The organism is Pseudomonas sp. 8AS (assembly GCF_902506505.1).
GTDB lineage: Bacteria > Pseudomonadota > Gammaproteobacteria > Pseudomonadales > Pseudomonadaceae > Aquipseudomonas.
This window is the reverse complement of record NZ_LR733406.1, coordinates 2,368,065-2,392,128: the sequence shown is the minus strand read 5'-3', so window position 1 is coordinate 2,392,128 and position 24,064 is coordinate 2,368,065. Positions and strand designations below refer to the sequence as shown.

The 24,064-nt window shown below is 65.8% G+C and carries 22 protein-coding genes; 14 read left to right on the top strand and 8 right to left on the bottom strand.

The features are described 5' to 3' along the window. The first annotated feature begins 257 nt into the window (after window positions 1–257). From nadE to GV001_RS11165, 6 genes are all read left to right on the top strand, one after another. Complete coding sequence (gene nadE / locus GV001_RS11190; protein WP_160079784.1) at window positions 258–1,085, top strand: ammonia-dependent NAD(+) synthetase; 828 nt, start codon at window positions 258–260, stop codon at window positions 1,083–1,085. A gap of 348 nt (window positions 1,086–1,433) precedes the next feature. Next, window positions 1,434–2,537 carry an AI-2E family transporter gene (locus tag GV001_RS11185; protein WP_160079776.1) on the top strand — a complete coding sequence of 368 codons (1,104 nt, stop codon included), beginning with the start codon at window positions 1,434–1,436 and terminating at the stop codon, window positions 2,535–2,537. Beyond that, on the top strand, window positions 2,527–4,089 hold the full coding sequence (locus GV001_RS11180; protein ID WP_160079774.1) for an efflux transporter outer membrane subunit: 1,563 nt from the start codon (window positions 2,527–2,529) through the stop codon (window positions 4,087–4,089). The genes GV001_RS11185 and GV001_RS11180 overlap by 11 nt, the downstream gene beginning before the upstream one ends. Continuing rightward, window positions 4,086–5,213 carry an HlyD family secretion protein gene (locus GV001_RS11175; RefSeq protein WP_160079772.1) on the top strand — a complete coding sequence of 376 codons (1,128 nt, stop codon included), beginning with the start codon at window positions 4,086–4,088 and terminating at the stop codon, window positions 5,211–5,213. Before GV001_RS11180 ends, GV001_RS11175 begins: the two co-directional genes overlap by 4 nt. 11 nt (window positions 5,214–5,224) lie before the next feature. Beyond that, on the top strand, window positions 5,225–6,247 hold the full coding sequence (locus tag GV001_RS11170; RefSeq protein ID WP_256664902.1) for a DUF2955 domain-containing protein: 1,023 nt from the start codon (window positions 5,225–5,227) through the stop codon (window positions 6,245–6,247). Next, the gene (locus tag GV001_RS11165) at window positions 6,241–6,687 is read left to right on the top strand and encodes a potassium channel family protein (protein WP_160079768.1); all 447 of its coding nucleotides are present in this window, start codon (window positions 6,241–6,243) and stop codon (window positions 6,685–6,687) included. The genes GV001_RS11170 and GV001_RS11165 overlap by 7 nt, the downstream gene beginning before the upstream one ends. A gap of 111 nt (window positions 6,688–6,798) precedes the next feature. Here the strand turns inward: GV001_RS11165 and dcd are convergent, their stop codons facing one another. Both dcd and apbC read right to left on the bottom strand, forming a co-directional pair. After that, window positions 6,799–7,365, bottom strand: coding sequence for a dCTP deaminase (gene dcd, locus GV001_RS11160; RefSeq protein ID WP_160079766.1), 567 nt, complete (start codon window positions 7,363–7,365; stop codon window positions 6,799–6,801). A gap of 162 nt (window positions 7,366–7,527) precedes the next feature. After that, window positions 7,528–8,622, bottom strand: coding sequence for an iron-sulfur cluster carrier protein ApbC (gene apbC / locus GV001_RS11155; protein WP_160079764.1), 1,095 nt, complete (start codon window positions 8,620–8,622; stop codon window positions 7,528–7,530). Window positions 8,623–8,817: 195 nt separating this feature from the next. On the opposite strand from apbC, the gene metG reads away from it, so the two are divergent. Then, a complete protein-coding gene (gene metG, locus GV001_RS11150; protein WP_160079762.1) occupies window positions 8,818–10,860 on the top strand; it encodes a methionine--tRNA ligase in 2,043 nt (680 codons plus the stop codon). A 47-nt stretch (window positions 10,861–10,907) separates the two neighbouring features. On the opposite strand, the gene GV001_RS11145 is transcribed toward metG, so the two are convergent. Genes GV001_RS11145 through GV001_RS11120 form a run of 6 tightly spaced genes read right to left on the bottom strand, consistent with a single transcriptional unit; the run spans window position 10,908 to window position 17,139 of the window. Next, window positions 10,908–11,438 carry a GspH/FimT family pseudopilin gene (locus GV001_RS11145; RefSeq protein ID WP_160079759.1) on the bottom strand — a complete coding sequence of 177 codons (531 nt, stop codon included), beginning with the start codon at window positions 11,436–11,438 and terminating at the stop codon, window positions 10,908–10,910. After that, window positions 11,435–14,596: a pilus assembly protein gene (locus tag GV001_RS11140; RefSeq protein ID WP_160079757.1), complete on the bottom strand. Its 3,162-nt coding sequence runs from the start codon at window positions 14,594–14,596 to the stop codon at window positions 11,435–11,437. The genes GV001_RS11145 and GV001_RS11140 overlap by 4 nt, the downstream gene beginning before the upstream one ends. A gap of 25 nt (window positions 14,597–14,621) precedes the next feature. Next, complete coding sequence (locus GV001_RS11135; protein WP_160079755.1) at window positions 14,622–15,092, bottom strand: hypothetical protein; 471 nt, start codon at window positions 15,090–15,092, stop codon at window positions 14,622–14,624. After that, the gene (locus GV001_RS11130) at window positions 15,089–16,183 is read right to left on the bottom strand and encodes a PilW family protein (RefSeq protein WP_160079753.1); all 1,095 of its coding nucleotides are present in this window, start codon (window positions 16,181–16,183) and stop codon (window positions 15,089–15,091) included. The genes GV001_RS11135 and GV001_RS11130 overlap by 4 nt, the downstream gene beginning before the upstream one ends. Beyond that, entirely contained in the window at window positions 16,180–16,725 is a 546-nt protein-coding gene (pilV, locus tag GV001_RS11125; protein ID WP_160079751.1) for a type IV pilus modification protein PilV, read from the bottom strand. The genes GV001_RS11130 and pilV overlap by 4 nt, the downstream gene beginning before the upstream one ends. 6 nt (window positions 16,726–16,731) lie before the next feature. Continuing rightward, window positions 16,732–17,139 (bottom strand): type IV pilin protein, encoded by a 408-nt coding sequence (locus tag GV001_RS11120; RefSeq protein WP_160079749.1) that lies wholly within the window; start codon window positions 17,137–17,139, stop codon window positions 16,732–16,734. Between the two features lie 276 nt (window positions 17,140–17,415). Between GV001_RS11120 and rsxA the strand changes: the two genes are divergently transcribed. From rsxA to nth, 7 genes are read left to right on the top strand one after another with little or no spacing between them, the layout of a single operon-like run. Further along, window positions 17,416–18,000, top strand: coding sequence for an electron transport complex subunit RsxA (rsxA, locus tag GV001_RS11115; RefSeq protein WP_160079747.1), 585 nt, complete (start codon window positions 17,416–17,418; stop codon window positions 17,998–18,000). Further along, window positions 17,997–18,572 (top strand): electron transport complex subunit RsxB, encoded by a 576-nt coding sequence (gene rsxB / locus GV001_RS11110; RefSeq protein WP_160079745.1) that lies wholly within the window; start codon window positions 17,997–17,999, stop codon window positions 18,570–18,572. Before rsxA ends, rsxB begins: the two co-directional genes overlap by 4 nt. Further along, window positions 18,569–21,034, top strand: a complete 2,466-nt coding sequence (rsxC, locus tag GV001_RS11105; protein ID WP_160079743.1) for an electron transport complex subunit RsxC — start codon at window positions 18,569–18,571, stop codon at window positions 21,032–21,034. Before rsxB ends, rsxC begins: the two co-directional genes overlap by 4 nt. A gap of 14 nt (window positions 21,035–21,048) precedes the next feature. Next, window positions 21,049–22,080 (top strand): RnfABCDGE type electron transport complex subunit D, encoded by a 1,032-nt coding sequence (locus tag GV001_RS11100; protein ID WP_160079741.1) that lies wholly within the window; start codon window positions 21,049–21,051, stop codon window positions 22,078–22,080. Between the two features lies 1 nt (window position 22,081). Further along, the gene (gene rsxG, locus GV001_RS11095) at window positions 22,082–22,723 is read left to right on the top strand and encodes an electron transport complex subunit RsxG (protein WP_160079739.1); all 642 of its coding nucleotides are present in this window, start codon (window positions 22,082–22,084) and stop codon (window positions 22,721–22,723) included. Then, window positions 22,716–23,426, top strand: coding sequence for an electron transport complex subunit E (locus tag GV001_RS11090; RefSeq protein WP_160079737.1), 711 nt, complete (start codon window positions 22,716–22,718; stop codon window positions 23,424–23,426). Before rsxG ends, GV001_RS11090 begins: the two co-directional genes overlap by 8 nt. Beyond that, the gene (nth, locus tag GV001_RS11085) at window positions 23,423–24,061 is read left to right on the top strand and encodes an endonuclease III (protein WP_160079735.1); all 639 of its coding nucleotides are present in this window, start codon (window positions 23,423–23,425) and stop codon (window positions 24,059–24,061) included. Before GV001_RS11090 ends, nth begins: the two co-directional genes overlap by 4 nt. Window positions 24,062–24,064 lie beyond the last annotated feature (3 nt).

Genomic DNA, 24,064 nt, shown 5'->3' with positions numbered 1-24,064 from the left:
TCCCTGACTGCCTTGAATCGCCATCCCTGCAGATTAGTCGAGGCACTGGCGAAGATCACGGGCAACACCGCTGGCCGCCAGGCATGGCGCCCCTCGACCTGCCGGGCGCCATGCGCTCTACCCTGCACTTTGCGCGCGGATCAACGTAAGCTTCGCCAGCGGCAGCAGCCTGACCGGCGACATTCCCGGGATCGAGCCCAAGAACTTCCACCTGAAACCTGTTTTTCGCGTCCGCGACGCCCAGTGAGGACTTTGAAATGAGCAACCGCCAAGCCGAAATCGCCGCCGCCCTCGCCGTGGTGCCGCCCTTCGCCGACGAGGCGGCACTGGTCGCGCAGATCGACAAGCGCAAGGCCTTCATCAAGCAGTGCCTGCGCAATTCCGGCCTCAAGGTGCTGGTGCTGGGCATCAGCGGCGGCGTCGATTCGACCACCGCCGGGCGCCTGGCGCAGCTGACGGTGGAAGAACTGCGCGCCGAGACCGGTGATTCGGCCTATCGCTTCATCGCCGTGCGCCTACCCCATGACACCCAGCACGACGAGGAAGACGCCCAGGCCTCGCTGCGCTTCATCCGCGCCGACGAGGAAGACACGGTGAACATCGCCGACAGCGTGCGCGGCCTCGGCGAGCAGGTCACCCACCTGCAAAAACTGACCGATGCCCGCCGCGACTTCGTGGTCGGCAACGTCAAGGCGCGCATCCGCATGGTCGCCCAGTTCGCCATCGCCAACGCCAACAACGGCCTGGTGATCGGCACCGACCACGCGGCCGAGGCGGTGATGGGCTTCTTCACCAAGTTCGGCGACGGCGCCTGCGACCTCGCACCGCTGTCCGGCCTGGTCAAGGGCCAGGTACGGGCCATCGCCCAGTACCTCGGCGCCCCGCACAGCCTGGTGTTCAAGGTGCCCACCGCCGACCTGGAGGAACTGCGCCCGGGCAAACCGGACGAGGAAGCCCACGGTGTCAGCTATGCGGAAATCGACGCCTTCCTGCATGGCCAGCCGGTCAGCGAGCACGCCTACGCCACCATCGTGCGCACCTACGACAACACCCGGCACAAGCGCGAACTGCCGCTGGTGCCCTGAGCGGGACGCTGGTGGCCGGGAGCGGCTATGCGCGATAGCCAGGCCACTCGGAGTAGGCCCTGAGCGCGAATGAATTCGCTCCCACGAAGAGCCGGCGCCAGCACCCAGGGACGAATTTGGCCGCGATCGCACAGGACAGCGCTGCGCAGCAGGGGATCAGAGCCAGAAAAAAAGCAGCGCCCGGCAGCCATTGCCTCGGTTTTCCCTGTGCGACAGGCTACTCTTTTTGGAAGTAACAGCCCGGTCGTTCAAGCCGGGTTGGCTTAAGAATCTGCTTGCGCTACAGGCCAGTGGCAACTGCGCCAGGAAACAGGTTCGGCCCCAGTCACTTCAGCAAAGGAAAGCCTTATGTCGCGCACCGCCCCTCCCGGAAGACAGCTGACTCGCACACTGCTCGACACCCTGATCCGCGCCGGCCTGATCGCCGCCCTGGTGATTGCCTGTTACGAGGTATTCAGCCCCTTCCTCAGCCTGATGATCTGGGCCCTGATCCTGGCCGTCACCCTCTACCCGCTGCACAACCTGCTCAAGGCGCGCACCGGCCACAGCGACAGCCGCGCCGCCACCTTGCTGATACTGCTCGCCATTGCCGTCCTGCTGATCCCCATCTACCTGCTCGGCACCTCGCTGACCGAGTCGGTGCAAGGGGTGATCGCCACGGTCAAGGAAGGCGGCGTGCATATCCCGCCGCCACCGGACGCGGTTGCCCAGTGGCCGCTGATCGGCAAGCCACTGCACGGCTTCTGGGCGCAGGTCGCGTCCGATCTGACCGGGGTGTTGCAGCGCCTGGCACCGCAGCTCAAGGAGATCACCCTGGACCTGCTCGGCAAGGCCGCCGGGATAGGCATCGGCATGCTGGTGTTCATCGCCGCGCTGATGATTGCCGGGATCATCATGGCCTTCGGCGAAACCGGCCATCAAAGCGCCCGGCGCATCGCGGCCCGGGTAATTGAAGCCGAACGTGGCGATCAACTGGTCGAGCTGTGCACCGCCACTATCCGCGCCGTGGCCCAGGGCGTGATCGGCATCGCCTTCATCCAGATGCTGCTGATCGGCGCCGGTTTCGTCTTCATGGGCATCCCCGGCGCCGGCCTGCTGGCCCTGGCCGTCTTGCTGCTGGGGATCATGCAGCTGCCGGCCACCCTGATCACCCTGCCGGTGATCGCCTTCGTGTTCTTCACCGAGGGCGCCTCGCTGGCCACCATCATCTTCTCCATCTATGTCTTCGTCGCCGGCCTGGCCGACAACGTGCTCAAGCCACTGCTGCTCGGCCGCGGCGTGGACGTGCCGATGCCGGTGGTGCTGATCGGTGCCCTGGGCGGCATGGTCACCGGCGGCATCATCGGCCTGTTCATCGGCCCGGTGCTGCTGGCGGTGGGCTACAAGCTGTTCTGGGAGTGGGTCGAAACCCCGCCGACCGGCCACCTGCCTGGCCCGCAGGATGGCGAATAAGCCAGGGCGCGCCTGGGCTTTGCTGGCCGCAGCCACCCTGGGTGGCTGCGTGCGCCTGGGCCCGGACTTCCAGTCGCCGCGCCAGGACTGGATCGACCACTGGGACAGCAGTGCCCTGGCCGCGGCCGGCCAGCAGCGCCCGCAGGCGGACTCACGGCAGTGGTGGGCACAGTTCGACGACCCGCTGCTCGAGCGCCTGATCGGCATTGCCGACGCGCAGAACCCCAATCTGCGCATCGCCGCCCTGCGCATCCTCGAAGCCCGCGCCCAGCTCGGCATCGCCCGCAGCGGGCGCTACCCGCAGGTGCAGCAGGCCAGCGCCGACGCCTTCTACCTGGACCGCAACCAGTACGACGGCGCCCCCGAGCTGGACAGCAGTGCCTGGCAGTACGGCGCCGGTTTCGACATCGGCTGGGAACTGGACTTCTGGGGCCGCTACAGCCGCGCCATCGAGTCCGCCGATGCCAGCTACTTCGCCGCCCAGGCCAACTACGAGGATGCCCTGGTGCTGCTGCGCGCCCAGGTGGCGCAGACCTACTTCACCCTGCGCACCGCCGAGGCGCGCCTGCGCATCGCCCGCGACAACGCCAGGCTGCAGCAGCGCAGCCTGGCCATCACCGAACGCCTGTTCCGCAGCGGCAACAGCGACGAACTCGACCTGCAACAGGCCAAGACCCAGTACCTGGGCACCCTCAGCACCGTGCCCGAACTGGAGGCCCAGGTGGCGCAGACGCGCAACGCCCTGGCGGTACTGATCGGCCAGCCACCCGGCAGCCTGCCCGAACTGGCCGCCGAAACCGGGCTGGTACCGCTGGTCGACCAGGCCCTGCTCGACGATGTGCCGGCCAACCTGCTGCTGCGCCGCCCGGACGTACGCGCCGCCGAATGGCAGGTGGCCGCCCAGAGCGCGCTGATCGGCGTGGCCGAGACCGACCTGTATCCCTCGATCAGCCTACTCGGCACTATCGGCTGGTCGGCCAGCAGCCTGGACGGCAGCCCGCAGACGGCCAGCCTCGGCGCCGGCCCCAGCCTGACCTGGAACCTGTTCGACCATGGCCGCCTGCGCAACAACGTGCGCGTGCAGGACGCCCGCCTGCAGCAGCTGATCGAGGCCTACCGCGACCGCGTGCGCCAGGCCGCGCGCGAGGCCGACGACGCCGCCACCGGCCTGAGCAAGGCCCTGGAGCGCGAACGCATCCTGCGCGAGGCGGCGTTTTCCGCGAAGCGCTCGCTGACCCTGGCCAGCGCCCAGTACCGCGAGGGGTATTCCGACTTCCAACGGGTGCTGGACGCCCAGCGCGCCCTGTTCGCCCAGCAGGACGGCTACCTGCTGGCACGCAGCGCCGCGCTGAGCAGCCTGATCGACCTCTACCGCGCCCTAGGTGGTGGCTGGTACAGCAGCCAGCCGCTGCTCGATGACGCCACCCGCGAACAGATGAGTCAACGTACCGACTGGGGCGAGCTGCTCAACGAGCCGCCCACCCAGGCCAACACACCCATGACCGAGCAGCCCGCGAATACCCCGGCAGCAGCCCAGGCAGAGACGCCATGACCGACAGCCCCGCGAACACCGCCAAGCCCGCCGCCAAACCCGCCGCCAAGGAACAGGACCCCAGCCGCCGCGGCGTGCGCATCGTCCTGGCCCTGATCGGCCTGACCCTGCTCTGGTACCTGCTGGCCGACCGCTTCACCCCCTACACCCAGCAGGCGCGGGTGCAGGCCTATGTGGTGGCGGTGGCGCCGGAAGTAGCCGGGCGCATCAAGCAGGTGCTGGTCGGCAACAACCAGATGGTCGAGGCCGGCCAGGTGCTGTTCGAGATCAACCCCGAGCCCTACCAGATCGCCCTGGCCAAGGCCCGCGCCGAGCTGGAGAACATGCGCGGCCAGGTTGGCGCCAGCACCGCCGCCATCGACGCGGCCCTGGCCTCGCAGCGCGCCGCCGAAGCCGGCGAGCTGGAGGCCCGCCAGGACCGCGAGCGCCTGGAGCGCCTGTATCGCGAAGACCCGGGGACCATCTCCCTGCGCCGCCTGGAAATCTCCCGGGCCAACCTGCAGCAGGCCAGCAGCCAGGTGGCGGCGGCCCGCGCCGAAGTGCAGCGCGCCCGCGAAACCGAGGGCGGCAGCGGCGCTGACAACGCCCGCCTGCGCAGCGCCACCGCGGCGGTGGAGCAGGCCGAGCTGGACCTGAGCAAGACCCGGGTGAAGGCCGCCTCCACCGGGCTGATCACCGACCTGCGCAGCGAGGTGGGCCAGTACGCCGCGGCCGGCAGCCCGCAGATGACCCTGATCGGCCTCAACGACCTGTGGATCAGCGCCGAGATGAGCGAGAACAACCTCGGCCACCTGCATCCCGGCACGCCGGTGGCCATCGTCCTCGACGCCCGCCCCGGGCACGTCTATCGCGGCCGCGTGCGCAGCATCGGCTACGGCGTCAGCGTCGGCCAGAGCAGCGCACCGGGCAGCCTGCCGACGGTGGAGAACAGCCGCGACTGGCTGCGCGCGGCGCAGCGCTTCCCGGTGATCGTCGAGTTCGAGGCCGGCGAGCTGGGCGACTACCATGGCCTGCGCGTCGGCGGCCAGGCCGAAGTGATGGCCTTCCCCAGCGAAGGCAACCCGCTGAACCTGCTCGGCCGCGCCTTTGTGCGGCTGATGAGCTGGCTGTCGTTCGCCTACTGATGCCCGCGCCCATGGCCGATCCCCGCCCGCAACGCGCCCTGCGCCTGGCCTGCGGCGTGGCCCTGGGCACCGCCCTGGGTTTCGGCCTGGCGCTGCCGTTGCCCTTTCTCACCCCGCTGCTGGTGTTGGTGTTGCTGGCGCTGAGCAACCAGCCGCTGGGGCTCCAGGGCGGCCTGCGCCTGCTCCTGGTGGTCGCCCTGACCTGTGGCAGCGGCCTGCTGCTCAGCCCGCTGCTGCGCCATTCGCCGGTCAGCGGCGTGCTGCTGGGGGCGCTCGGCCTGTTCTTCAGCTTCCGCTTCGCCCTGCGCGGCGGCAGCGGCCTGCTCTCGAACCTGCTGGTGATCGGCCTGACCATGGTTTCCGCTGCCGGCACCACGTCCCTGGCCCTCGGCCAGGAGGTGGTCGCGGCACTGTGCAAGGCGGTGCTGCTGACCACCCTGTGCGTGGCCGTCAGCCACTGGCTGTTTCCCGAGCCCGCAGGCCTGGCGCCAGCCGCCAAAGCCGCGGCCATGGGCCACGCCCGCGCCAGCTGGATCGCCCTGCGCGCCATGCTGGTGGTGCTGCCGGCCTGGCTGCTGGCCCTGATCGACCCGGCCAGCTACATGCCGCTGGTGATGAAATCGGCCAACCTCGGCCAGCAGGTGTGCGGCACCAGCGCCCGCGATGCCGGCCGCGAGCTGCTCGGCTCGACCCTGCTGGGTGGTGCGCTGGCCATCGCCTTCTGGGCGCTGCTGAGCATCCTGCCGCACCTGTGGCTGTTCTTCCTGCTGATGCTGCTGTTCGCCCTGCTGCTGGCGCGGCGGCTCTACCAGCTGGTGGCCAACCGGCTGAGCCCGGGCTTCTGGCTCAACACCTGCGTCACCCTGATCATCCTGCTCGGCCAGTCGGTGCAGGACAGCGCCTCCGGCAAGGATGTCTACACCGCCTTCGCCATCCGCATGGGCCTGTTCATCCTGGTCACCCTGTACGCCTGCGCCGCGGTCTACCTGATCGACCTGCGCGCCAACACCTCCAACGAGGAAAGCCCATGCTGAACAATCTGCTGATCGGTCTGCCCATGACCCTGCTGTGCCTGCTGCTGCAGGCCGTGGCGGTCGGTTACAGCCTGCGCCACTACGTGAACTATCGGCACCGCCTGGACAGGCCCTCGGCCGGCAGCACCATCCTGATCCTGAGCCTGGTGATGCTGCTGATGCTGCTCGGCAATCTCCTGCAGATGGCCATCTGGGCCTGGCTGTTCGTCGCACTCGGCGAATTCGAGAGCTTTGCCCGGGCCCTGTACTTCTCCGGGGTGACGTTCGCCACCCTGGGCTACGGCGACCTGGTGCTCTCCCCGCCGCGGCAACTGCTCAGCGCCCTGGAGGCGGCCAACGGCATCCTCATGTTCGGCGTGTCCACCGCTGTGATGACCGCCGCGCTCGGCGACGTGCTCAAACACTACGCCCAGCAGCTCAAAGCAGCGAAATCGAACTGAAGCGCCGCACAGGCTGACCAGGATCAGCCCGCTGCTCATCGCCTGCTGCAGGTGACCGGGTGAAAACGAAAAAGCCGAGCAATGGCTCGGCTTTTTCAGCAGCGGCGCTGATCAGGTCTTCGGCAGGGTCACGCCGGTCTGGCCCTGGTACTTGCCGCCGCGGTCGGCGTAGGACACTTCGCAGGCCTCGTCGGACTGCAGGAACAGCATCTGCGCCACGCCCTCGTTGGCGTAGATCTTCGCCGGCAGGGTGGTGGTGTTGGAGAATTCCAGGGTCACGTGGCCTTCCCACTCGGGTTCCAGCGGGGTGACGTTGACGATGATGCCGCAGCGCGCGTAGGTGCTCTTGCCCAGGCAGATGGTCAGCACGTCGCGCGGGATGCGGAAGTACTCGACGGTGCGGGCCAGGGCGAAGGAGTTCGGCGGGATGATGCACACCGGGCCTTTGACATCGACGAAGCTCTTCTCATCGAAGTTCTTCGGGTCGACGGTGGCCGAGTGGATGTTGGTGAACACCTTGAACTCGTCGGCGCAGCGCACGTCGTAGCCGTAGCTGGAAACCCCGTAGGAAATCAGGCGCTCGGCGCCTTCGGTGCGCACCTGGCGCTCGACGAAGGGTTCGATCATCCCGTGTTCCTGGGCCATGCGGCGAATCCACTTGTCCGATTTGATGCTCATGGCGGGCGTCCTGACTCAAGGTGTGGTGAAAAACTGAGCGCGCATCTTACCGGGAGGCAAGGCCCGGTTCAAAGGCCCCTCGTCCGTAGGAGCCAGCTTGCTGGCGATCAGTGCTCGGTAAGCCCTGAAATCGCCAGCAAGCTGGCTCCTACAAGAGCGGCATTAATCGTCGCTGATTTCGATATTGGGCATGACACTGGCACCCAAGCCGCTCTGGGCGATGCGCGCGCCGACACAACGGGCCATTTCCTGATAGATCATGGCGATCTGGCTTTCCGGGTCGGCGATGGTGGTCGGCTTGCCGCCGTCCGACTGCAGGCGGATGGCCATCGACAGCGGCAGCGAAGCCAGCAGGTCGACGCCGTACTGGCTGGCCAGCTTCTCGCCGCCGCCTTCGCCGAACAGGTGCTCGGCATGGCCGCAGTTGGAGCAGATGTGCACGGCCATGTTTTCCACCACGCCGAGTACCGGGATGTTGACCTTGCGGAACATCTCCACGCCCTTGCGCGCATCCAGCAGGGCCAGGTCCTGCGGGGTGGTGACGATCACCGCGCCGGCCACCGGCACCTTCTGCGCCAGGGTCAGCTGGATGTCGCCGGTGCCCGGCGGCATGTCTACCACCAGGTAGTCGAGGTTGTCCCAGGCGGTCTGGGTGATCAGCTGCAGCAGCGCGCCGGAAACCATCGGCCCGCGCCACACCACCGGGGTGCTGTCGTCGGTGAGGAAGGCCATCGACATGACCTGCACGCCATGGGCCTCCAGCGGCACGAAGAACTTCTCGTCGCGCACTTTCGGCCGGGTGCCTTCGGCGATGCCGAACATGATGCCCTGGCTGGGGCCGTAGATGTCCGCATCGAGAATGCCGACCCGCGCGCCTTCGCGGGCCAGGGCCAGGGCCAGGTTGGCCGCGGTGGTGGACTTGCCCACGCCGCCCTTGCCGGAAGCCACGGCGATGATGTTCTTCACGTTGGCCAGCGCCGGCACCTGGGCCTGGGCCTTGTGCGCCTCGATCACGCAATCGACCTCGACCTTGGCGCTGTCGATGCCGTCGACCCCTTCCAGGGCCATCTGCAGCATCTGCGCCCAGCCGTTCTTGAACAGCCCGGCGGCGTAGCCCAGCTGCAGGCGCACGCGAACCTTGCCGCCGTCGATAGCGACTTCACGCAGGCAGCCGGCGGACACGGGGTCCTGGTTGAGGTTGGGATCGGTGAACTGGCGCAGGGTCGCTTCGACCACTTGGCGGGTAACGGCGCTCATGGGGCAACTCCGAAAGGCTGAGCAAAACAGGCAGGCATCTTACCCCAGCAAGACTGTTGTAGGAGCCAGCTTGCTGGCGATGCTTCTGCACTGCCTGTGCTCGTCCCTACCGCTGACAGCCGCCACGGGTGAAAAAAAACCGCCGCGCCTATATAGTTGCCGGCTTCCCTCGTAACACCAGTGCAGCCGATCATCATGTCCGAAGCCCGCAAGATTCTCGTTACCAGCGCCCTGCCCTACGCCAACGGCTCGATTCACCTTGGCCACATGCTCGAATACATCCAGACCGACATGTGGGTGCGCTTCCAGAAGCTGCGCGGCAACCAGTGCATCTACGTCTGCGCCGACGATGCCCACGGCTCGGCGATCATGCTGCGCGCGGAAAAGGAAGGCATCACCCCGGAACAGCTGATCGCCAACGTGCAGGCCGAGCACAGCGCCGACTTCGCCGACTTTCTGGTCGACTTCGACAACTTCCACTCGACCCACGCCGAGGAAAACCGCGAGCTGGCCACCGGCATCTACCTCAAGCTGCGTGATGCCGGGCATATCGCCACCCGTTCGGTGACCCAGTACTTCGACCCCGAGAAGGGCATGTTCCTCGCCGACCGCTTCATCAAGGGCACCTGCCCGAAGTGCGCGGCCGAAGACCAGTACGGCGACAACTGCGAGAAATGCGGCGCCACCTACGAGCCCACCGAGCTGAAGAACCCGCGTTCGGCCATCTCCGGCGCCGTGCCGGTGCTGCGCGACTCCAAGCACTTCTTCTTCAAGCTGCCCGACTTCGAGGCCATGCTGAAGACCTGGACCCGCAGCGGCACGCTACAGGACGCCGTGGCCAACAAGATCGCCGAGTGGCTGGATGGCGGCCTGCAGGAGTGGGACATTTCCCGCGACGCGCCGTACTTCGGCTTCGAGATTCCCGACGAGCCGGGCAAGTACTTCTACGTCTGGCTGGACGCGCCGATCGGCTACATGGCCAGCTTCAAGAACCTGTGTTCGCGGCGCCCGGAGCTGGACTTCGACGCCTTCTGGAACAAGGATTCGAGCGCCGAGCTGTACCACTTCATCGGCAAGGACATCGTCAACTTCCACGCCCTGTTCTGGCCGGCCATGCTCGAAGGCGCCGGCTACCGCAAGCCGACCGGCGTCAACGTGCACGGCTACCTGACGGTGAACGGGCAGAAGATGTCCAAGTCGCGCGGCACCTTTATCAAGGCCAGGACTTATCTCGATCACCTGAACCCCGAGTACCTGCGCTACTACTACGCCAGCAAGCTGGGCCGCGGCGTGGATGATCTGGACCTGAACCTCGAGGACTTCGTGCAGAAGGTCAACTCGGATCTGGTCGGCAAGGTGGTCAACATCGCCAGCCGCTGCGCCGGTTTTATCCACAAGGGCAACAATGGGGTTCTTGTAGACGCCAACCCCGAGCCGGAACTGTGGGCCGCCTTCCAGGCCGCCGCGCCGAGCATCGCCGAGGCCTATGAAGCCCGCGACTTCTCCCGTGCCATGCGCGAAACCATGGCCCTGGCCGACCGCGCCAACGCCTGGATCGCCGACAAGGCGCCGTGGGCGCTGAACAAGGTCGAAGGCAAGCAGGCCGAGGTGCAGGAAATCTGTGCCCTGGGCGTCAACCTGTTCCGCCAGCTGGTGATCCTGCTCAAGCCGGTGCTGCCGAAACTGGCCGCCGACGCCGAGGCCTTCCTCAATGTCGCCCCGCTGAGCTGGACCGACCTGGCCACGCCGCTGGCCAACCACCAGCTGAACCCGTTCAACCCGCTGCTGACCCGCATCGAGCCGGCGAAGATCGAGGCCATGACTGCAGCCTCCAAGGAAGACCTGGCCGCCACCGACGCGCCGGCCGCCCCGGCTGGCAACGGCGAGCTGGTGAAAGACCCATTGGCCGCCGAGATCGCCTTCGACGCCTTCGCCGCCGTGGACCTGCGCATCGCCCTGATCGAGAAGTGCGAGTTCGTCGAGGGCGCCGACAAGCTGCTGCGCCTGACCCTGGATATCGGCGACGAGAAGCGCAACGTGTTCAGCGGCATCAAGAGCGCCTACCCGGACCCGAGCAAGCTGGAAGGCCGCCTGACCCTGTACGTGGCCAACCTGGCCGCGCGCAAGATGAAGTTCGGCGTATCCGAAGGCATGGTCCTGGCCGCCGGCCCCGGCGGCGAGGAAATCTACCTGCTCAGCCCGGACAGCGGCGCCAAGCCAGGGCAGCGGGTCAAGTAAGAGGGCAATCCCCCGCTCCACGGAGCGGGGTCATTGCATGGAAGGAATCAGCTGCTGACGCAGGTAGAGGTATTGGTCTTGCTGACCGAAGGTCGCCCGGTAGCACTTACTTCGATCACCCGCTCCTGGCTGCCGACGCTCGGTGTTGCCCGACACAGTTTGAAGGTGGCCACCGTCGCGCCCGTCCCACTGGGCTGGAAAGACACGCTGGCCACCGTCGCGATATTCAGATAACCGCTCGGCATCCCCGCGTGCCGTGAGATCACCTCATTGCCAGCACTAAGCACAATCCAACCGTTGCCCCAGGAGGTCGCTGTGCTGGCACAGGCAGCACCGTCATCCGAGGCACACAAGCGCACCACCTGATTGCGCTTGATCGCCTCGCTACGCGCCAGCACCACGCCCGCCGTCAGGGCATTGGCGTGCGCGCGCAACCTGCTGCTCAGCGTCATTTCCGAGAAGGCAGGGATGGCGATGGCAGCTAAGACCGCCAGAATCGCCAGGGCGACCATCAGCTCGACCAGGGTAAAGCCTCGTCCGCCGGCACCGTTCGAGACGCACTGCCCCCGCCGCCTCATTGCTCGATATTCCAGAAGACCCGGGCCTTGGGCTGTACGGCCGATGGCGGCAGGGGCGGCTCGGAACCTTCCAGCGGGCGGTCGCTGCAGCCGATGCAGAACGGTACCGTGGTGCCATCGTCGAGCGTCACCAGGCCGCCCACCGCGGAAGGCGGCAGACCATCACCGACCACATCGGTAAAGCGCTGGCCGTCATTGCCCTCGGCATTACGGAAGTTGACGCTATAAACCCGGGTTTCACCCAGCTTGGCCGAACAACTGCCAGTCAACAGTCCAGTGTCAGGCTGGTGAGTGCTGAAGTTGACCTGACCAAAGAAGGTCAGCGCCGAGGTCACCACCTGTTCGGTTGGCTCCAACTGCAGGTACCAGCCCTTCTTGGCCGCCAGCGACGTCGAGGTCGGCGTGGCATCGGTGATTGGCAGCAACGAGTCCAGACACAACACCGAAGCGCCAACGCAGTTGGTGGTGGCTTCCTCGGACAGCCAGCTGCTGTTGAGCGGCTGATCCCTCAGCGCGAAGAAGTAATTCTGCACGAGCGCGGCATTCGGGTAATCGCTAACCGGCTTCTCGCGATCACCGGAACCCAGCAGCAGGTAGTACCCAGAGGCGTCGGCGACCACATCCGGGCCGAACATAAACTTGCGGGCACTGGCACCCGTTCCGCCCAGGCTGGCGATTTTAGTGATGATCCAGGAGGCTGGCGCCACGCTACCTATCGGGGCATTTTCAGCACCGGAGATGCGATAGACGTTGCCGCGGGTATCGGCCGCATAGGCGAACTGCAGCAGGCCGGTGCTGTCCTTGACCGCCGAGATGTCGCCGATCACCGAACCATCGGTGGCCAGGGTGTTCAGGCGCGTACCTGTCTCGGCATCCAGCACATAGACCGCATGGCCCTTGCTGTCCGCCGTGCAGGTCGCCGGATCGGCATCCTCGCAGCGGTCATAGCCGCCCCCCATGAGCAGCAGAGGCTTGAGGGTCGAGCCTGTCAGGTGGCCGGCGGCCTTGACGACTTCCGGCACGCCCCAGGTCTGGCCGATGCCCTCGAGGCCCGCGGTGCAACCGGTATCGTTGTCCTGGTTCGGGCAACCGATCCGCCACTTCAAGCTCGGGTTCTGCGGCGAGGCGCTGGGCACGTCGAAGGCATAAAGCATGCGCCCGCCCCGGCGCATGGTGGCGAATACCCAGGCCGAGCTGGTGGCCTTGTAGGCGGTGATAGGCCCGTCGAAGCCATAGTCCTTGGGCGTGGCCGTGGCCGCCGTGACGTTGCTGAACTTGATGATCGGAGCATTGGCCTTAAGGCGCGTGAACAGGCCATAGGACTCCGGCGCAACGAAAGACCACAGCTCCTCGCCGGGGTTTTTGCCGCCAACCACCGCGCCATCTTCACGGTTGCCGTTTACCGCGCGCAACATGCCATCGTTGGCGCCGTAGAAGACCACCACCTTAGGCGGATCGCTGTCCGTGGCAGCGAAGTTGATCGCTACCGGGCGGGAGTGCACCACATCGCCGTGGGACGACGGTCGCATCTTGAGCTTGGCATCGGCCGTGGTCAGCGTACCGATCTGCTCACCGTCGCTGTTCAGGCCCCGCGCCCAGTCGATCAGGGTAACGCGCTCGGCGTCGGTCATCGCGGCATTGCCGAGTGCCGCCTTGCTGATACCCGCATTGCCACTGTTGAAGTCGGCCAGCGTTGTCGTGCAGGTGCTGCCGCAGGTCAGCACGTTGCGGGAGCTGGGCGTGAGTGCCCGCAGCTTGTAGCCCTGCCCGCCCTTTTCCACCATGTTGCCATCGGGTGTCTCGGCGGCGGCAGGAAACGCTGGGGGGCAGTTGGCCTCGGTCAGGCTGGTCCAGTACAGGTGGCTGCTGGCGTCGGCTTTCGCCGGCGTCCAGAAGCTGCGCCCGCATTCGGCGAGAAAGCCACTCTCGCCACTGGAGATTGCCGAAGCACCATCGGCATCGAGCAGTTTCAGCGAGCCATCGAGAAAGCCGAGCTTGTACTGCTTGAGATTGCCGTGCCAGCGCGGATTGCCCCCACCATCGGGGCGGAACATCCCGACGAAGACCTGGTTGAGGTAGGTACCCTGGGTATTGACGCTGACCGGCAGGCTGACCGAGGCGAATACGCTGTTGACCGACTGGATCTCGCTCAGGGCAGTGTTGAAGGCCGTCACCAGGGTGGAGAAGTCGGTGGTGGGGAAGTATTTGCCGCCGCCGTTCTTCTCGTCACCCATGCTTTTCATCAGGGCTTCGTATTCCTTCTTGCAGGCGTTGCTCAGCAGGCCGATGGAATAGGTGACGATATTCTGCGAATGCATGTAGCGCACCCATTCATCGGCATACCAGCCTTTGTTTTCCTGGTTGCTGCCACTGAAGGTGAAGGAGCCGCCGCCTTCGCAACTCACCGGCAACGGCCCGGTGAGGGTGGTTTTCTGCACCGTGGTGGCCGCGGGGAAGGCATTCATCGCCGCCGAGCTACCGCTCAGGATCCCTTCCAGCGCGGATTTCGGGCTGACATTGCCGCCCTCGCCCGGATTGCCCGAGTTGTTGTAGGAGTTGCCGACGAAGATCACATAGTTCTTGCCGCACGAGCCTTCGGGCCTCGACTCCGTGTAGTCGCGCCCCGACAGCCCCATACGCCCGGCAAACAGCGCCCAGGCCTCCTGCATCACCGCACCGTTCTTGTTGTTGTTGGATTTGATGTTGAGCGTGGTGGCGTCGGTGCTGCCGGAAGTCTTCCAGCTCTTGATCCAGGCCAGCATGGCGGTCTTGTTGGTCTCGGTCATCTCGGTGATCGGATAGACCAGGCAGCCACCGTCATCGCCCGGGCAATTGGCAAACATGCCGTTGGCGTTGAACACCATGACCCCCAGCTTGACCTTGCCGGCCTCAAGCCCCTCGACCACCTTGTACAGTGCGCATTGCTCGATGCCGCCGGTGGTATTGGCCATGGCCTCCATGCCCGTGACGCCCGGGCACGAGGGAAAGGTGGCGCTGGCGGAAAAATTCGCCCCGTTATCCAGCACCAGCAACACATTCGGTGCCTCGGTGGCACTGGCCGGATTGTCAACAAACAGGTCGATGTCTTCTGCGTGGGCCACGGCCCCGACCATGGTCAGCCAGGCGCCCAGCAAGGTGCTCAGGATGTTGCGTTTCATGTTGTCGAACTCCTCGAGCGAACCATCAATCATCGCAGTAAGTTTTCTTTTCGGCGTCAGTCAACAGCACCCGCACACCCGAACGCACCGTTACTCGCGTCTCACCGGCCGTATCGGTCGCGCGGCCTTCCAGCTGCCAAACGGTGTGCCAGGTGTCGCTCGACAAGGCCCCGAGCTTCTGGCTGCTCGGGTCTACCGCATCCGCGATGGCCACCCGCAGGCACACGGGTGTCGGCACCTCGACGTTGTAGTCGGGCGTGTCGTCATTGTTGATATCCACCGGAAAGCTTTGGCTGCCAGTACCCACGAAATCGGTACTGAGCACATCCTCGATTGTGCGGTTGGCCGCAGCCAGAGCACCCTCGCGCACCTCCATGTTGCCGACGGCCTTGAGGTTGAGAGTGCTCAGGCCGAAGGAGCCGGAGAGGATCAGGGTGAACAACAGCAACATGATCAGCGCCACAATCAGCGCTGCGCCGCCTTGCCTGATTTTCATGGCGTTTCCCTCCGCGCCGAGACGTTGTTCAAGCGCACCGCGGTGGTATAGGCATGACGCTTGATGCTGTCATTGAACGGCCCTAGCGCGACGGCACCGAGATTGTATGTTTTGCTGTCGGTGTAGCCCGGGCTGGGCTTGGTGGCCCGCACCAGGACGTGCAGTTTGGCGGCCACCACGTTGATCAACTGGTCGGCGCTACAACCGGCCGCCGGGCAACGCACGAAGCCGCCATCCGGCGCACCATCGCCGCGATTGGTTGGCGACACCTTGTTCAAGGGGTCGGCCCAGGTAATGGCGCTGGCGTAGTTCACCTCTGCACCGGAATCGCTGAGGTGATCGATGCCAAGCTCAACGACCAGCCCCTCGACCCCATCGACCAGCGGCTGCACATTCCACTCGCTAGCACCGCCGACGTATTCGGCGCGCATCAGGGTGTTGTCATTGCGCAGGTAGTAGATGTTCGCCACGTAGCGGCGCGTGGCCGCCGCGGTGCTGCAGTCGCGCCGGGTCATGCTGAACCCCTCCTTCGCCAGCACGTAGTCGTAGGTCGAGGCGGTATTGCAGTAGGACACCTGCAGGTAGACCTTGCTGCCATCCGGCGTGGCCGTCACCGCCGTATCGGCATGGCGGACGACCAAGATGTCGCTGTTGGCCTTGTGATCCTGGATCACCCCGGTGCAGCCGCTCGGTACGGCGGCGAAGCTCTGCACCGGCATGCGCAGCAGGTTGTCCCTGTACTGGGCCGTCCAGGATGCATAGGCCAGGCAGGGGTCCGGCGCAAGGAAGCTGGCGGGATAGCCAGTGGGGATATCCTTGGAAGCCAAGTCGTCATACTCCGGCACGTAGCCGTCCCAGAAACCAGCGTGTAGCAGACCCTGGCCTATGGCCTGGAAAGTGAAGCGGCCACTCTCGATCTGCGCATTGGTGCGTTCCATATCGTCATTGGTGCGCGTCACGTCGAGGAACAGTTGAAGGATGGCACCCATCATGAGCAGGGCAATGGCCATCGCCACCATCAGCTCGATCAGGCTCAGACCGGCCTGCCGCCGACCGCCATGCGACGGGGAAATCGTCAATGAGTGCTTCATAGATCGGCCACCCGCACTACAGTGGTCACCACCCGCCGGCAACGATCCGCCTGGCACTGGGCACCCGAGTCATAGCTATTGGCGCCACAAGACACCCCGGCGGGCGGCGGACTGAGCGGCACCAGGCCCTGCCAGGCCACGGTGATGAGATAACTGCCGTCCTCCAGAAGCTCAACGCAACCGCGACCACCAAGCATCGCTCCGACCTTGCTGCCCGAGGAGGTTTCACCGGCGCCTTGCAGCGCATCACACCATTCCTTGCGGTCGCGTTGCGTCTCGGTGGCACAGGTCATTCCTGTGCCCAGGCTGGAACCGTCGGTCAGGAAGGTGGCGGCCGTATTGCGGTTGGCGGCCAGCCGATTGGCCATATCATTGAGCAGCAGCAGCGCCTGGGAGCGCTGGTAAGCTTCCATTTCCGACTGTTGCAAGCGCGATTGCAGGCCGGCCATGCCAAGCAGGCCGACCATCAGGATCAGCACGGTGATAAGTACTTCGATGAGCGAAAGGCCGCTCTGTCTATCAGGAAGAGAGAATGTATCCATGTCGGATCACCACTTGCCTGCCGGGGTCTTGTCGCCCTGGTTGTTCAGGGTCAAGTCACCGTCGCTGGTCTGTGCACCCTTGGCGGCGAAGGTGATGGTGAAGGCCGGCGCGGGCGTACCGTCGGCGGCATTGTTGTCCACCGTGATGCTGTAGTCATAACGGGCGGCCAGATCGCTCGACAACGAGTAACCGGAACTTTCGATGTCGGTCTTGCTGGCATAAGCGCGGTTGGCCAGGAGGAACTGCTGCTGCCGGTTGGCCAGGTCCATCATTTGTGCCTGGGCCGCGGCCCGGTTGCTGCGCAGGATGTACTGCTGGTAACTGGGAATGGCGATGGCTGCCAGGATGCCGATGATGGCGACAACCGTCACCAACTCGATCAGGGTAAAGCCGCGCGACTGCTGTGCTTGCAATGTAGGTCACTCCTGCGAACTTCAAATGCGCAAGCGCATTAGCTGGAGACCTTCCTTGGCGGTGTTTTTTTGTACAGCTCGGCATTCCGTTGAGTTCGAGCTTAGTTATATCAACCGGGGCTGCACATTAACACGCAGACAAATGGTGCACTAATTAGAGGAGCGGACATTTTTCACGCCTGAGCGGTAGTTCTCGCCGCGCATTGCAGGCGCAGAGGCTCTTCCCGATAATAAGCGCCCTTTTCCTCCGGCCTTTCTGTCCACAACGGTAACCCGATGACCGAACTCGCCTTGATCATGGTCAGTGCCATCCTGGTCAACAACTTCGTGCTGGTGCAGTTCCTCGGCCTGTGTCCGTTCATGGGCGTGTCGAAGAAGATCGAGACCGCCATCGGCCTGTCGCTGGCCACCACCTTCGTCCTCACCCTGGCCGCCATGTGCAGCTATCTGGTGCAGGAATACGTGCTGCAACCGCTGGGCCTGGAGTTCTTGCGCACCATCAGCTTCATTCTGGTGATTGCCGTGGTGGTGCAGTTCACCGAGATGGTGGTGAACAAGACCAGCCCCCTGCTCTACCGCGTGCTGGGCATCTTCCTGCCGCTGATCACCACCAACTGCATCGTCCTCGGCGTGGCCCTGCTCAACGCCAACAAGGCCGAGTTCACCTTTATTACCGCCACCGCCAACGGTTTTGCCGCCGGCCTGGGGTTTTCCCTGGTGCTGGTGCTGTTCGCCGCCATGCGTGAGCGCATCGCCATCGCCGATGTGCCGCAGTCCTTCCAGGGCGCGGCCATCGGCCTGATCACCGCCGGGCTGATGTCGCTGGCGTTCATGGGCTTTGCCGGGCTGATCAAGCTATGAGCCTGGTACTGATTGCCGTCCTCGCCCTCCTCGCCCTGTGCCTACTGGCCGGCGCCATCCTCGGTTACGCAGCGGTACGTTTCCGGGTCGAAGGCGATCCGATCGCCGAGCAGATCAACGCCCTGCTCCCGCAGACCCAGTGCGGCCAGTGCGGCTACCCCGGCTGCAAGCCATACGCCGAGGCAATAGCCGGTGGCGACAAGATCAACAAGTGCCCACCCGGCGGCGAGGCGACTATCCAGGCCTTGGCCGACCTGCTGGATGTCGAGCCCGAGCCGTTGGACGCCGTCGAAGGCGAGAAGCCGCAGATGGTCGCCTATATCCGCGAAGCCGAGTGCATCGGTTGCACCAAGTGCATCCAGGCCTGCCCGGTGGATGCCATCGTCGGCGCCGCCAAGCAGATGCACACGGTGATCGTCAGCGAATGCACCGGCTGCGACCTGTGCGTCGAGCCCTGCCCGGTCGACTGCATCGACATGATCCCGCTCGACAGCACCGTGCAGACCTGGAAATGGCAGCTGCCGCTGGCCCCCGGCCAATTGATCGCCAGCGACCGGGAGCAGGCCGCATGACCGCGTTGATCGACCACGCCCAGCAGATCTGGGACATCCCCGGCGGCATCCACCCGGCGGAGCAGAAGACCCTCTCCAACCGCACGCCGATCCAGCCGGCGCCGCTGCCCAAGCGCCTGATCCTGCCGCTGGGCCAGCATATCGGCGCCGCCGCCGAGCCTTGCGTGGCGGTGGGCGACTATGTGCGCAAGGGCCAGAAGATTGCCGAGGCCAACGGCTTCGTCAGCGCGCCCGTGCACGCACCGACCTCCGGCACCATCAGCTTTATCGGCCCGCAGCCCTACCCCCATGTGTCCGGTATGCCGGCACCCGCCATCGTCATCGACAGCGACGGCCTGGAGCAGTGGACCGACCTGCAGCCGTGCCCGGACTATCGGCACATGGAGGCCGCCGAGCTGCTGGAGAAGATCCGCCAGGCCGGCATCAACGGCCTGGGTGGTGCCGGTTTCCCCACGGCGGTCAAGCTCACCGCGCGGCCGACGCAGAAGATCCATACGCTGATCATCAACGGTACCGAGTGCGAGCCGTACATCACCGCCGACGATATGCTGATGCGCGAACGCGCCGCCGAGCTGATCTCCGGCATCGACATCCTGGTGCAGCTGATCCAGCCGGAGCAGGTGCTGATCGGCATCGAGGACAACAAGCCCGAGGCCATCGCCGCCATGCGCGCCGCCCTGGTAGAGCGCAGCTATACCCTCAAGGTGTTCCCCACCAAGTACCCGTCCGGTGGCGAGAAGCAGCTGATCCAGATCCTCACCGGCGTGGAAGTACCCAGCGGCGGCCTGCCGGCCGATATCGGCATGCTCTGCCAGAACGTCGGCACCTGCGTGGCCATCCATGACGCCATCGTGCTGGGCAAGCCACTGATCTCGCGCATCACCACCCTGACCGGCGAAGCCCTGAGCCGCCCCGGCAACGTCGAAGCACTGATCGGCACACCCGTGGGCGAGCTGCTCGACTTCGCCGGGCTGGACACGGCCAAGCTCAATCGCCTGGTGATGGGCGGGCCGATGATGGGTTTCAGCCTGCCCGACCTCGGCGTGCCGCTGATCAAGACCAGTAACTGCCTGCTGGCATCGACTGCTGCAGAGCTGCCTGCCCCGCCGCCGGCCATGCCCTGCATCCGCTGTGGCGAGTGCGCCGAAGCCTGCCCGGCCAGCCTGCTGCCGCAACAGCTGCACTTCTTCGCCCTCGGCCAGCAGCACGAACAGCTCAAGGCGCACAACCTGTTCGACTGCATCGAGTGCGGCGCCTGCGCCTATGTCTGCCCGTCGAGCATCCCGCTGGTGCAGTACTACCGCGCCGCCAAGGCCGAGATCCGCGACCTGGAACAGAAGCAACAGAAAGCCGAGCACTCCAAGCAACGCTTCGAGCTGCGCCAAGAGCGCCTGCGCCGCGAGGAAGAACGCAAGGAAGCCGAGCGCCTGGCCCGTGCCGAGCGCGCCGCCAAGGCCAAGGCGGCCCAAGCCGAAGCCGCCAGCGCGGCGCCGGCTGCCGCCGCACCTGCCGCCGACGACCAGCTCAAGCGCCTGAAAATCGAAGCCAGCATGGCCCAGGTCGCCCTGAAGAAGGCCGAGAAGCAGCTGGCCAGCCACGACACTCCAGAACTGCAGGCCCAGGTCAGCAGCCTGCGTGCCGCCGCCGATGCCGCGCAGAAAACCCTGGAAGCCGTCCAGGCCAGCGCCCCGCCAGTGACCGCCACGCCACCGGCTGACGAAGCCCTGAAAAAAGCCAAGATCGAAGCCGCCATGCTCAAGGCCCAGCTGCGCAAGCTGGAGAAGCTGGAAAAACCGACTGCCGAGCAGCAGAGCGAGCTGGCACAGGCCCGCCAGCAGTTGGCCGCCGCCGAGCGGACCCTGGAAAGCCTGCAGAGCGCAGCGCCGGCTGCCGCCGCCAAACCGGCCGGCGACGAGGCGCTGAAGAAGGCCAAGATCGAAGCCGCCATGCTCAAGGCCCAGCTGCGCAAACTGGAGAAGCTGGAAAGCCCGACTGCCGAGCAGCAGACCGAGCTGGCACAGACCCGCCAGCAGCTGGCCGCCGCCGAGCAAGCCCTGGAAAGCCTGCAGAGCGCAGCGCCGGCTGCCGCCGCCAAGCCGGCCGGCGACGAAGCCCTGAAAAAAGCCAAGATCGAACTGGCGATGAAACGCGCCGAACTGAAAAAGGCGGAAAAGGCCGCAGCCGGCGAAGCCGAGCTGGCACCCCTGCGCGCGGCCCTGGCCGCCGCCGAACAGGCCCTGCATGCCGCCGAGGGGGCCTCGAACAAACCAGCCCCCGAGCTGGTACGTACCGACAAGGGCCCGGTGGATGAAGCCTTGCGTGCCCTGAAAACCGAACTCGCCTTCGCTCGCGCCGACCTGCGCAAGCTGGAACGCGATGAGCAGGCCGCCAGCGAGGCGCTGGATATCGCCCGAGCTCGTCTGGCCGCTGCCGAACAAGCCCTGGCCGCCCATCAAGGCTGACCCCCGGAGACCGCATGGCCCTGCCCCGCATCACCTCGCCCCACGCCAAGGGCAGCAATCGCACCCAGCGCGTCATGCTGCTGGTAGCCGCCGCCTGCGCGCCTGGCGCCCTGGCCCTGACCTGGCTGTTCGGCATCGGCACCCTGGTCAACCTGGTCTGGGCCGGCGTCGTCGCCCTGGCCGTGGAAGCGGCGATCCTTGGCGCGCGCCAGCGCCCGATCGCCTTCTTCCTCAAGGATGGCAGCGCCCTGGTCACCGCCGTGCTGCTGGCCCTGGCCCTGCCGCCCTACGCGCCCTGGTGGCTGACCCTGGTCGCGGTCGGCTTCGCCATCGTGTTCGGCAAGCAGCTGTATGGCGGCCTCGGGCAAAACCCGTTCAACCCGGCGATGGTCGGCTACGTGGTGGTGCTGATTTCCTTCCCGATCGAGATGACCAGCTGGCCCAAGCCGCACACAGTCGGCGCCTGGGACGGCATCCAGCAGATCTTCGGCCTCGCCGCCCTGCCCGACGGCTGGAGCCAGGCCACCGCCCTGGACAGCCTGAAAGTCAACAAGAGCCTGACCATGGACGAGCTGTGGGCGCAGAACCCGGCCTTCGGCGAGTTCGGCGGCAAGGCGGTGGAATGGGTCAACCTGGCCTTCCTGCTCGGCGGCCTGTTCCTCATCTACAAAAAGGTGATCAGCTGGCATGCGCCGCTGGGCATGCTCGGTGCACTATTCATCATCAGCCTGCTGTGCTGGAACGGTTCCGGCTCGGACTCCAACGGCTCGCCGCTGTTCCACCTGCTTACCGGCGCGACCATGCTCGGCGCCTTCTTCATCGTCACCGACCCGGTGTCCGGCGCCACCAGCAACCTGGGGCGAATCCTCTTCGGCGCAGGCGTCGGTGTGCTGGTCTATATCATCCGCACCTGGGGCGGCTACCCGGATGGCGTGGCCTTCGCCGTGCTGCTGATGAACCTGTGCGCCCCGACCATCGACTACTACACCCGCCCGCGCACCTACGGCCATCGCAAGCCGGAGCGCGGCTTCAAACTGGGGGAATGACATGGCCCTGCCGGAAATTTCCCGCTCGATGCTGAAGAACAGCCTGGTTCTCGGCCTGTTCGCCGTGGTCACCGTCGGCGTGGTGGCCATCACCCAGCAAGGCACCGCCACGCGCATCGCCGCTGCCGAGCGCGAAGCCAAGGCCCAGGCGCTGGCGCAGATCCTCCCCGCCGGCAGCTACGACAACCACCTGCTGGACCACCCACGCCAGGTATTCGACCCGCTGCTCGGCAACAAGACGCCCAGTCCCGCCTACCTGGCCACGCTCCAGGGCGAACCGGCGGCAGTGATCCTCCAGGCCACCGCGCCGGATGGCTACAGCGGCAGCATCTTCCTGTTGGTGGGCATCCATGCCGATGGCCGCCTGGCGGGCGTGCGCGTGGTCGGGCACAAGGAAACCCCCGGCCTGGGCGACAAGATCGAGCTGGCCAAGAGCCCGTGGATCAACAGCTTCGTCGGCCTGTCGCTGCAATCGCCGGATACCGCCGGCTGGGCGGTGAAGAAGGACGGCGGCCAGTTCGACCAGTTCGCCGGCGCCACCATCACCCCGCGCGCGGTGGTCAAGGCGGTGCACAAGGCGCTGCAATACTTCGACAAGCATCGGGACGAACTGCTGGCACCCGTGGAGAGCGACAATGGCTAGTTACCGCGAAATCGCCGTCAACGGCCTGTGGAAGAACAACCCGGGCCTGGTTCAGCTGCTCGGCCTGTGCCCGCTGCTGGGGGTCAGCAACTCGGTGGTCAACGCCCTCGGCATGGCCATCGCCACTGCCCTGGTGCTGGCCTGCTCGAACGCTGCGGTGGCCCTGATCCGCCGCCAGGTCACCGACGCCGTGCGCCTGCCGGCCTTCGTCATGATCATCGCCGCGCTGACCACCTGCATCGAACTGCTGATGCAGGCCTTCACCTACGAGCTGTACCAGATCCTCGGCATCTTCATCCCGCTGATCACCACCAACTGCATCATCCTCGGCCGCGCCGAAGCCTTTGCGGCGAAGAACAGCGTGGCCCACGCCAGCTTCGACGGCCTGATGATGGGCACCGGCTTTGGCCTGGTGCTGCTGGCCATCGGCGCGGTGCGCGAACTGCTCGGCACCGGCGCGCTGCTGGCCAACATGCACCTGCTGTTCGGCCCGCTGGCCGCCAACTGGCAGCTGGTGCTGTTCCCCGACTACCAGGGCTTCCTGCTGGCCATCCTGCCGCCGGGTGCGTTCCTCGTCCTCGGCCTGCTGATCGCCCTGAAGAACCGCATCGATGCCGTGGTCGCCGAGCGTGCCAAGGCTGCTCAGCCGGAAGCGGCGCCCGCCGCCAGCCGCCGCGTACGGGTCACTGGGGTGATCGAGTGAACGCGGCCAAGCGCTACGAGATCTTCCGCCGGCTGCACGAGGACAACCCCGAGCCGAAGACCGAGCTGGCCTACAGCACGCCCTTCGAGCTGCTGATTGCGGTGATTCTCTCCGCCCAGGCCACCGACGTCGGGGTGAACAAGGCCACGGCCAGGCTCTATCCGGTGGCCAATACCCCGGAAGCCATCTACGCCCTGGGCTATGACGGCCTGTGCGAGTACATCAAGACCATCGGCCTGTACCCGAGCAAGGCGAAGAACGTCATCGAGACCTGCCGCATCCTGGTGGAAAAGCACAACAGCCAGGTACCGGATAACCGTGAAGACCTCGAAGCCCTGCCCGGAGTCGGCCGCAAGACCGCCAACGTGGTGCTCAACACCGCCTTCCGCCAGCTGACCATGGCCGTGGACACGCACATCTTCCGCGTCAGCAACCGCACCGGAATCGCCCCGGGCAAGACCGTGCTGGAAGTGGAAAAGAAGCTGCTCAAGTTCGTGCCCACGGAATTCCTCCTCGATTCGCACCACTGGCTGATTCTGCACGGCCGCTACGTTTGCCAGGCGCGCAAGCCGCGCTGTGGCAGTTGCCGCATCGAGGACCTGTGCGAATACAAGGCGAAGACCTCTGACGATTGAGCG